General features: G+C 69.3%; 10 protein-coding genes. 1 reads left to right on the top strand and 9 read right to left on the bottom strand.

All coding sequences use genetic code 11. The features are described 5' to 3' along the window. Positions 1–20: 20 nt before the first annotated feature. Positions 21–737: a DUF418 domain-containing protein gene (locus D7W79_RS46520; protein WP_120529247.1), complete on the bottom strand. Its 717-nt coding sequence runs from the start codon at positions 735–737 to the stop codon at positions 21–23. Between the two features lie 200 nt (positions 738–937). Between D7W79_RS46520 and D7W79_RS32490 the strand changes: the two genes are divergently transcribed. Next, positions 938–2,170, top strand: a complete 1,233-nt coding sequence (locus D7W79_RS32490) for a GNAT family N-acetyltransferase (RefSeq protein ID WP_120529246.1) — start codon at positions 938–940, stop codon at positions 2,168–2,170. On the opposite strand, the gene D7W79_RS32485 is transcribed toward D7W79_RS32490, so the two are convergent. The 8 genes from D7W79_RS32485 to D7W79_RS32450 form a co-directional block, all read right to left on the bottom strand. Beyond that, complete coding sequence (locus D7W79_RS32485; protein WP_120529245.1) at positions 2,154–3,566, bottom strand: acyltransferase; 1,413 nt, start codon at positions 3,564–3,566, stop codon at positions 2,154–2,156. The genes D7W79_RS32490 and D7W79_RS32485 overlap by 17 nt on opposite strands. 28 nt (positions 3,567–3,594) lie before the next feature. After that, positions 3,595–4,230 carry an FMN-binding negative transcriptional regulator gene (locus D7W79_RS32480; protein ID WP_120529244.1) on the bottom strand — a complete coding sequence of 212 codons (636 nt, stop codon included), beginning with the start codon at positions 4,228–4,230 and terminating at the stop codon, positions 3,595–3,597. A gap of 20 nt (positions 4,231–4,250) precedes the next feature. Continuing rightward, a complete protein-coding gene (locus D7W79_RS32475; RefSeq protein ID WP_120529243.1) occupies positions 4,251–5,381 on the bottom strand; it encodes a GNAT family N-acetyltransferase in 1,131 nt (376 codons plus the stop codon). Beyond that, a complete protein-coding gene (locus D7W79_RS32470) occupies positions 5,359–6,243 on the bottom strand; it encodes an aspartyl/asparaginyl beta-hydroxylase domain-containing protein (RefSeq protein WP_120529242.1) in 885 nt (294 codons plus the stop codon). Before D7W79_RS32470 ends, D7W79_RS32475 begins: the two co-directional genes overlap by 23 nt. Positions 6,244–6,256: 13 nt before the next feature. Continuing rightward, on the bottom strand, positions 6,257–7,336 hold the full coding sequence (locus D7W79_RS32465; RefSeq protein WP_120529241.1) for a DUF3419 family protein: 1,080 nt from the start codon (positions 7,334–7,336) through the stop codon (positions 6,257–6,259). 10 nt (positions 7,337–7,346) lie between these two features. Continuing rightward, the gene (locus D7W79_RS32460) at positions 7,347–8,069 is read right to left on the bottom strand and encodes an iron-containing redox enzyme family protein (protein ID WP_120529240.1); all 723 of its coding nucleotides are present in this window, start codon (positions 8,067–8,069) and stop codon (positions 7,347–7,349) included. After that, a complete protein-coding gene (locus tag D7W79_RS32455) occupies positions 8,066–8,800 on the bottom strand; it encodes a GNAT family N-acetyltransferase (protein WP_147442155.1) in 735 nt (244 codons plus the stop codon). The genes D7W79_RS32460 and D7W79_RS32455 overlap by 4 nt, the downstream gene beginning before the upstream one ends. Positions 8,801–9,037: 237 nt before the next feature. Next, positions 9,038–9,666: DUF3014 domain-containing protein (locus D7W79_RS32450; RefSeq protein WP_120529238.1), on the bottom strand; the 629-nt coding region annotated here is incomplete at its 5' end.

Here is a 9,666-nt window from a genome sequence, read left to right as displayed (position 1 = left end):
GCGCCTTATCGTCGGCAGCGTCAGATGTGTAGAAGAGACAGGAGCAGGGCGCGGTGTCGCTCTACGTCTTGCAGCAACCGGTGCCGCCCCGCCAGCAGGCCCAGCAGGAAGCGGCCCAGGATGAGCGCGAGCCAGATGAGCACCCGGGGGGAGCTGAACCACGTCCGCCAGACGTAGCGGGCGTTTCCGGCCTGCGCCCTCCAGACCGAGTCACTGGAGAGCGCCGTCAGCAGCTCGGCCCGCAGCGCCGATTCAGGGACAGGCGCAGCCGCTCCCGGCCCCCACAGCTGAAGCGCGAGCACCAGGGGCGGCGTCACTCCCAGCAACACCACCACCCAGCGCCACAGCGTCCGGTCCGACCTTCCGGCGAAGAGCAGCAGCAGCAGGCCCGCCAGCGCGTACAGGTGGAGGATGTCTCCCAGCCAGAGCCCCAGCAGGTGCACCGCTCCAAAGCAGAACAGCACCCCCATCCGCCGCAGATGGATCGGGACATGCGAGGTGCCCCTGTCCTCCGCTCGCGACAGCTGGATGGAGAAGCCCAGCCCGAAGAGGAAGCCGAAGAGGTTGAGGAACTTGTGCGCCACGAAGAACAGGTACAGGGCGCCGGTCACCAGCTCCGGCAGCGGCGACCCCAGGGCCTGGAGCTGCTCGGGGGGCAGCAGGTTGCGGCCTCCGAACCAGAGGAAGGAGTTCGAGACGAAGACACCGCACAGCGCGAAGCCGCGCAGGGCATCCACCAGTTCGACGCGCTCTTGAGACGATACCGGATGGACAGGCCGGGCTGAATGAAACACGGCGACATCCTGGGACGCGCGTCTGACATCGCCGCGGAGTCACGGTTGGGTTTTGTGACAGACCGCCGGCAACCCGCCGGAGCCTTCCCGTGTCATGGGGCGCCAGGGCACTGTTCCGCCTCCGATGTCCGCGGAGGAATGACATGCGCGGTAGCAGCGCCGAAAGGCTTTCATCCGTCGAGCACGGCTCCGGCGGAGTGACGGTCCGGGAAGCCGGTGGGGCGTTCTGGAAGGACGGAGGCGCGCGTGATTGGGATTGCTGGGTTCCCGAGGGACACTTCAATCTCAGCCAGCGCTTCCTCAAGTGCGCCCAGCACATCCAGATGGAAGGGTTCCATCAGGTACCCGTCACGCTCAGCGACGGGCGCGGGCAGCCCGTGGGGGTCGCCGCCACGTATCGCAACACCATCGATGGGGCGGACCTCGGCAATGAGCGGATCCAGCAGGCCGTCCACCTGGTGCGCGGCGCGGCTCCTCGCTTCCTGAAGTACGGCGTCATCGAAGTCGGCAACCCGGCCGGGGTGGGATTCCCGGTGCGCTCGTCGCTGTCCAGCACCGAAGCCATCACGACCCTGGCGCGCTGGGCGCAAGCGGAGGCGGAGCGTCAGCGCTCGTCGCTGGTCGTCATCCGGGACATCGAGCCCACGGCCGCGCCCGGTGCCGTGGAGGTGCTCCGCCGCCTGGGCTTCGTGCCCTCGCCGCTTCCGGCGGCGTTCGTGGTCCCGCTGCCGTTCACCTCGTTCAATGAATACAAGGCCCACATGCGGGCCCGCTACCGGGGGCGACTGGCGGGGTGCATGAAGGAGACGGCTTCGCTTCGCGTCGAGGTCGTGGAACAGTTCGCGGAGCTTGCGCCCCAGCTCACGGCGCTGTGGCGGACCCTCTACGACCGCGCCACCCAGTACCGGCGGCTGGTCCTCACCGAGAGCTTCTTCGCGTCCGCCAGTGACATGCCCGAGGCGAAGGTGATGCTGCTCCGCAGGCCCGATGACAGCGTCGCCGGGTTCGGGCTGCTGTTCGTCGACGGACCCATGCTCCGGTTCTCCTGCACCGGCTTCTCTCGCGAGGCGGCCCTGGAGGAGGGCGTCTACTTCCGGTTGCTGTACGAGGTCGTCCGCTACGCCATCGAGCACGGCTGCAAGGCGGTCAACATGGGGATGACCACGGCCGGGCCGAAGATGAGCGTCGGTGCCCAGCCCGTCCATGTGTCGGCCTGGATCTGGCACCGGTCCGCCCTGCAGCGTCAGGGATTGGGCTGGCTCACCCAGAACCTGATGAAGCCGCCCCCTCCCGTGGAGCGGAACGTCTTCAAGGAGGACGTCCCCGTGTTCCAAGACCCGGCGCTGTCGGAGCAGCCGGTCACGGCCCGGCCCTGAGCCGTTCGCCGGTGTCCAGCCGGATGGCCTCCTGCACGTGGGGCCAGTCCGCCAGGTGCCGCGCCAGCGTCCGGAAGTGCTCCCGCCGGACGCTCACCCGCACCACCTGCTTCATCCGGCCGTCCTCCATCCGGGGCAGGACGGTGCTGTGGAAGGCCGGCAACAGCAGCCACTTGTTGAGCTGCGAGCTCCTCAGCAGCGTGACGAAGGCCGCGTCGTCGAAGCGCACGTGCGCCAGCTCCAGGCTGGTCCAGTTGGAGGAATAGACGCGGTCCCTGCCGAGCAGCCAGTGGTGATACACGCTGCCCTGGCTCGTGTTGCGGCGCCAGTAGTCCGCCCAGTGCAGGTCCTCCCGCAGCTGCGTCCGGCCATAGGCAGACACCACGGCCCGGTTGCGGAGGGCCAGCTCGGTGACGCTCGAACTCCACAGGTCCGCGCGCTTCAGCACCGCGGACGCGTTCCCCAGGCAGTTGGCCACCGACCCCGGGGGTGCTCCCAGCAACTCGCGGACGTCGATGGGGAAGTACAGGCCCACGTCGGTTGGCGCTCGCGGATCGCGGGTGCACTCGCCGAAGAACTTCAGCAGCGTCGCGTTGACCACGTCGTTGGTGGACACCTTCGTGCCGGCGGCCTGCGCCCGGGCCTTGATGGCGTCGACGCCGTCCTCGTCCAGGAAGAGGCAGACGGGCACGGCGTCCGTCACGGCCTGCTTCAGGTAGCGCGCGATGCCCAGCGTCGCCTTCGCGCGCGAGATGTGGACGATGCCGTGACGGCCCTGTCTGGAGGGCTGGACGCCGGCAGCTTCGCCCGGCTCGCCCAGGTGCCTCCAGATGTCGCGACGGTCGAACACCGGGGGCTCGCGGGGCTCGTGGCCCGGGTGGGTGTAGGCGTCGGAGACGGCTCGCAGGAAGTCGTAGATGCCGTGCAGGTCCGTCAGCGCGTGGTTCCAGCTCAGGCCCACCACGGAGGCGTCGCGGAAGTGCGTGAGCTTCAGGTGCAGCAGCGGGCGGCGCCCGTCGTGGACCGGCGGCTTCCCGGGGGCCAGCCTGGAGACGAAGTCCCCTGAGTAGAGGACCCTCCGGTCTCCCGTGGGGAAGGGCGCGTCGACCTCGTCGAGGTCCAGGCCGACGGCGCTCATGCCCTCGCGGGTCCCGGGGCGCGGCGGGTGGTGGCAGACGACGAGCACCGCGTCTTGCTGCTGCCTCAGGGTGCCGTGGAAGAAGGGGTAGCGGATCAGCGTCGCTCGGAGCGCCTGGGTGAAGCGCTCGGTGTCGAGCCTTCCGCTGAAGACCGCCGCGAAGCTCACGAACATGTCCTTGAGCGCGACGTCCACGGCGCTCAGCGCCCACGTCCGCTTCAGCGGTTCGGAAGGGGTGAGGACGCGCTGCCGTGCCATGTTCGGGCCTCCGGAGAGAGGAACTGCGTCAGGGTTTTGTGCGCGTGCGGGACCGCTCGCGCATCAGCTCGAGCAGGGCCAGCGCCTCGCCGCCCTGTCCCGCGAGCGCTTCCATCATTCCCGCCTGGTCTTCCGCAGAGCGGTTCTGGCCCAGCTTGAACTTGCCCTGGAGCTCCTCGATGGGCAGCTCGAAGCCGACGATCTGCTCCAGCATCCGCGCCCGCTGCTCATCGGACAGGCGGGTGTCATGGCCGGGGACTCCAATGGCGGGCTCGTACTCCGCGATCGTCGCGTCGATCAGCTCGGAGAGCCCCGCTGGCGTGTCGATGATCCGCGGACGTCCGAGCGCGTGCACCACCGCGTAGTTCCAGGTCGGCACCGAGGGCCGCACCTTGTACCAGGTGGGCGAGATGTAGGCGTGGGGGCCATGGAAGACACAGAGGACCGGCCGCTCGCCGTCGAAGTCCTTCCAGTGCGGATTGGCGCGCGCCACGTGTCCCAGCAGCGTGCCCTTGTCGCCCCGGCCGGGCACCAGCAGCAGCGGCACGTGCGAGACGTTGATGCCGGAGCCGTGCGAGATGACGGTGCTGAAGCTGTGCTGCTTCATGAACGCGTGCAGCGTGGGGAGCTCGGACTCCTGGAAGGTGCGGGGCGTGTAGAGCATGCGGTCCTCGACGAGGGCGGTCAGATGCTCAGGGCGGAGAACACCCTGGGGCCAACCGCGTTGTAGATGCGTCGGAGCAACGACCAGGACAGCCTTGCACGCCAGGGGAGGTGAGAGAAGCAGAGCAGTTCGTACTCGGTCAGCGGCGTGGCCCCTCGCTTCTGCTTGAACTGCCCGGAGCCCGAGCTGAGGTTGAGCGGCAGGCCCCGCGCCTCCGCCAGCTGCATCAGGTGGCTCATCCCCGCCCGGTACAGCCCGTGCTTGCGCGACAGCACCGGGTCGTGGCCCACCACGGAGCCAATCAGCTCCCCGCCCGCGACGAAGCAGGTGACGAAGTAGGCGAGGCGGCCCTCCACCTCGATGCCGTAGACCTCCAGCAGCCCCTGCCGGAAGACCTCCTCGAACCAGGCCTCCGTGAAGAAGGCGTTATGGTCGGAGTACTTGTCGATGTAGAGCGCCCGGTACAGCTCGCGCAGACGGTCGATGACGCCCGGGTCGGCTGCCGTGAGCCGGCGCAGGTTCGCGCGGTGCTGGTTCAGCAGGTTGCGGTCCTGCCGGAACTCCCGGGGCGGCTTCTTTCCTTCCTCGTGCCGCCACACGTACATCTGCCGGTTGAAGATGGCGTGCAGCGCCGCGCCCGGGCACTCGCGGGCCACCGCCGCCGCCGTCTCCGCGGTGGCCCGCTTGAAGACGAAGGCGTGCTTCGGGAAGCGCTCCCTCAGCGCCTGCGTCAGCCTTTCCAGCTGCTCCGGCGTGAAGCGAAGCGTCGGCCCCGTGGCCACCATCCAGTGGTTCACGTAGACGACCCGATCCAGGTGCCCCGGGCGGATGACGGCCCGCACGGCCCGGATGAACGCGAGGAGCGCCCGTCGCGTCCCCGGCTCCTTCACGGAGGCCACGAACTCCTCCGCGTAGGTGATGTAGTTGATGAACGGCGACGTCAGGTAGCAGTCGCTGTCCGCGCCGTCGTTGACGATGAGCGGCGTCACCTCGCCATCCACGTCCGCCAGCAGGACGCGGTGGCGGGTGTTCTCGATGAAGGGCGTGGTGCCGCGCTCGACGTAGTGACCGACGAGCTTCGACGCCAGCCTCGCGCTGTCGCTGCCCTCCGTGGACGGAGGCGCGTGCTCAATGAGCCTGACCGGAGCCATGGCGCACGTCGAACGAGTACACCGGGGTCGTGCCCACGGTGAGCGTCACATCCCGCACCGCTTCGCCACGGAACGTGTAGCGCAGGCGTGCCTCCGGTCCCATCCCGAGCAGGTCCACCGTGTCCTCTGACACCGGCACGGCCTTCAGCATCGGCTGCTCGTTGACGAAGATGCACAGCTCGTTGTCCACCATGCGCATGCCGCCCCGCGCCTCGGACGGCAGCGGCGCGAGGCCGGTGCCCGGCAGGCTGAAGCCCTGGGGCAGGGTGAAGTCGAAGGCGAAGCGCTCGACGACGCGTGGGTCCAGCTCCGCTTCCGCGACCTCGCTCCCCATCGCCTGGAGCGACGGCGGGACCTGCTGGGGTGGGAAGAGGTGGAGCAAGGCGTCGTCCGCCGTCACGTCCAGCACCAGGTGGATGCGGGCCACTGCGCTCTTGTTGACCCCGTGGTGCGGCAGCGAGAAGTCGCCGTACCAGAACTCCCCCGCGCCCCAGACACACCGCTGCCCGCCCACGAAGAACTCCACGTCGGGGTGCGTGACGACGGGAATGTGCAGCCGGACGATGCGCTTGGAGAGGAACGCGTCCGAATGCTCGCGGATGACGCCGCCGGGCTCCAGGCGCAGCAGCCGCGCCAGCCTCAGCTTCAGCCCCAGGCCCGACAGCAGGTCGCGCAGATAGGGGGCCTGCTTCAGCACGGGGGACGCTCCCGACGTGGCGGAGTGCAGGCAGATGGAGGTCCACCCCTGATGGCCCTCGCCCGGGTATCCCGCGGGCAGGGCTTCCACGTGGCGCCGGACGGCGTGGTAGGCCGCCTCCAGCGCCTGCGCGTCGAACGTCTTCGTCAGCTTCACGGCATGCATGGGACGGCGCTCCTCAAGAACGTCGTTGATAGAAGTTGATCCGCCAGAGCTGCGTGCGCTCCTGGGCGATGGCGTCCTGGTAGCGGTCGGAGACGGCCTCGTAGCCCTGGACCTCCGGTGAGGCGACGCGCAGGTGTCCCCGGGTGACGACCAGGGCGTCCGGCGTGAGGCCGGGCTTCATCGCGTTCAGGAAGTCGCGCTCACGGTCCGGCGGGAGGAACGAGGGCACGTCGGAGAGCGACACGAAGTCCACGTCCCGCTGCTCCTGGACGTGCTGGATGATGTCGCCCCGGACGTACTCGATGTCGCTCTTGCGCGCGGCCTGCTGCGCCGCCAGGAAGACGTCGGCGTCGCATTCAATCGGATAGCCCTCCGGGTAGCGGAGCTCTCCGAAGAAGACCAGCTGGAGGAAGAAGCTGGAGCGCACCGGCAGCGTGCGGAAGAGCCGGTCGAAGATGTCCCAGTAGATGCGGAACGCGCTGCCCGGGAGGTTCTTCTTCGGGAAGTCCCCCCGGTAGAGCAGCGAGTTGAGCACCGCCGAGTTCCCCATCAACAGGAGCACCAGCCTCCAGGCCCCCTTGGGGAAGCCCGTGTCCAGCCAGGCGCGCTGCCCCGCGACGTCCGGCTGATCGAACATCCTCCGCCCGCGCTGGCCGGTGAACAGCCCGACGAAGCGCGACAGCGTGCGCAGCATCCCCTCGAAGCGGCCCAGGTAGACGATGCGCTCGCCGGCCTCCACCGCCTGGCGCACGGGCTCCAGGGCCGTCCTGGCGGAGCCGGAGAGGGGCAGGGAGGTGAGCAGCTCCAGCCGGCGCTGGATGGACATGGCCTCGTAGCCCAAGAGCCCCAGGTAGTCCGCGTGGTTCAGCTGGCGGAGCGCGGCGATGCGCAGCTCGGTGAGCGCGAGCTGCGTGTCGGAGATGTCCACGCACGTCAGCTTCCGGGGCGCGCGGGCAAGGAGCGGCACCACGCGCCCGCCGCTGCCGGCGACGGCCACCACGTGCCGGGCTCCCGCCGGGAGGGCGTGCAGCTCGACGCTGGAGTCCTCGTCGCCGAGCGAATAGTTCAGGTGGCTGAAGTAGGCGCGTGCCATGGCGTCAGGCTCACAGCGCCTTGAGGAAGGCGGCCCGCTCGCTGCGCCCGTCGACGAGCTGGGCGTAGGCGTCCGACACCTCGTCCATCATCCGCCAGGTCAGCCGCAGGCTGGTCTCCATCACCTGCGCCACGTCCTCCCAGTCCTCGGGCGTCTTGCACTTCTTTGCGATCATCTCGTCGACCGCCTGCGAGTGCTCCGCGTCGATGTCCGAGTGCGCGACGAAGAAGGTCATCTGCGCCGGGGTGAGCCCCAGCGTCTTCTGCACCTTGCCCAGGAGCGGCCGGATGTAGTCGTAGCAGCTCTCCGCCCAGAAGCTGTACCCCAGGCGCTGCAAGGGATTGCCCTGGTAGGAGACCCAGTACAGGTACGCGATGAGGACCTCCGTCGCCGGCAGGGCACGCGGGATGGGGAACCCCGGCTGAAGCCCCATGCTGGCCACGTCGTGCAGGGCCATCTGCTCGTGGCCGACCTCCTCCTCCGCGTGGTTGAAACAGAACTTCTGGTAGTGCCGGTCGTCGTCACAGCGCACGCCCACCAGCGCCTGGTTGCGGGCGTTGTGACGCGTGTAGTGATACGTCTCAATCAGATACAGCGCGTAGAGCGCCTTGGTGACTTCGCCCTGCTGGACGGTGCGGACGAAGCGGGACTGGGCCAGGAGCTCGTCCCAGACCTGGGAGCGGCGGTGCTTCAGGGCCTCCAGGCCGGGGACTGCCTTTGTCGTGTCGGTCATGTCTGTTCCACCTCAACCAAGCGGGAGTAGGCGTCCGGTGAGTCATTCAGCCGGAGGCGGGTGAGTCGTTCGGACATCCGGGTGCTCGCGGCGATGAGCTGCGGCCAGGTGCCCGCCATCAACGTGTAGGGCTGGGGGCCCCGCATGGGCACGCGGTGCTGCTCTTCCGAGGCCGCGGCCAGCCCGTAGCGCTCGAACACGGTGCGCGCGGCCCGGCGGCACAGCCCGACGATGCCGACGTAGCCCTCCGTCATCGCCCAGGTGCAGGCCGCGACGAGCAGGCGCGGCGTGACGGAGGGGCTGCGCGCCTCCGGGTCCACGACCAGGCGGCTGAACTCCGCGTAGCCCTGGAACCGGGACGCCTCACCCTCCAGGGAGGCCGCGAGCGCCTGGAACTCGAAGGGGCCGGGCGTGATGCGCAGGCTGCCCACCAGCTGGCCGTCGCGGCTGGCGTGGAAGTGTGCGCTGCGCTCGTCCAGCTCCAGGCGCCAGTCGATCTGGAGCTGCTCGGGGCTCAGCAGGTAGCTCAGCCTCGCCCGGTACTGGGCGTCGCGGAACCGCCGCACGCGCTCGACCTCGGCGGGGGTCGTCGCATGGAAGAAGGGGCCTGCCATCACCACGGGCGTCTGGCCCGCGCCGAGCCGGGCCATCCGCGTCTCCAGGACGCTCATCGCCGCGAGACGGGAGGCGAGCTCCTCGTCGCGGGATGCGCCACCACCTGTATCAGCCACGGACTTCCCCCTCTGACTTTCGCGATGCTGCCGCTGGCGGCGAGCGCCGGCGCAAAGGCATACGTGTTCAAGGAATGAGGCGAGATGTGTCTCGCCTGCAACTGAACAGTCGCCTGGATCGGCAGGTCGCGTAAAGCGCGCCAGGGGTAGACATCCCGCCGTGGCTCAAGCCTCCTCCGCGAGTAGAGCGCTTGCCCATTCAAGGCAAGACATCCCGCGTCCGGGAGGCTCGGGGGACTACGGCTGGCGGGCCTGCTCCGGAGACGGAAGGCCCAGGGCCGTCGCCAGCTCGGTGAGCTTCGCCTGCACCTTGCGCATGTTCTCCGGACCCATCCTCAGCAGGTGTTTCTCCGCCGCGCCCAGCGCTTCGAGGCCCGGATCCGCGTAGACGTAGAGCGCACCCCTGGGCGCGAGCTCCGGGGGCGTCTTCGGCACGGGAACGCGGGTGAGACGCCCGATGGCTTGCGACAAGGTCGCATCCAGGCTCCGGCCCGGCGGGGCCAGCTCCGCGTGCGCGGCGTCCAGGAGCGGCTTGAGCTCCTGATACACCTGCCCCACGGCCTTTGAGTCCAGCGACGTGATGACGCGGGCCACCCCGTCGTACCGGGTATGGCTTTCCGGCGCCGTCACCGTGTGGCCGCGACGTTTCGTCACGCGGAAAGGGCCCGCGGGCGCCATGAAGGACAGGGGCATGCGCGGGCTCTGGCCGTCAGCGATCAGGTTCGCGGACGCGGCGAAGCGGCGGGCCAGGTCCTCGGCGGCCAGCCAGCGCGCGAAGTCCGCGTCGCTGGAGAGCCCCTTCAGCAGGTCCCTCACGCGAGGGTCGGTGCCGGAGAGCTGCACCGCCGGGGGCGCGGGCGGGGCCG

The organism is Corallococcus exercitus (genome assembly GCF_003611585.1).
GTDB lineage: Bacteria > Myxococcota > Myxococcia > Myxococcales > Myxococcaceae > Corallococcus > Corallococcus exercitus.
Note: the sequence above shows the minus strand (reverse complement) of the source record. Positions and strands in the feature narration are given on the sequence as shown.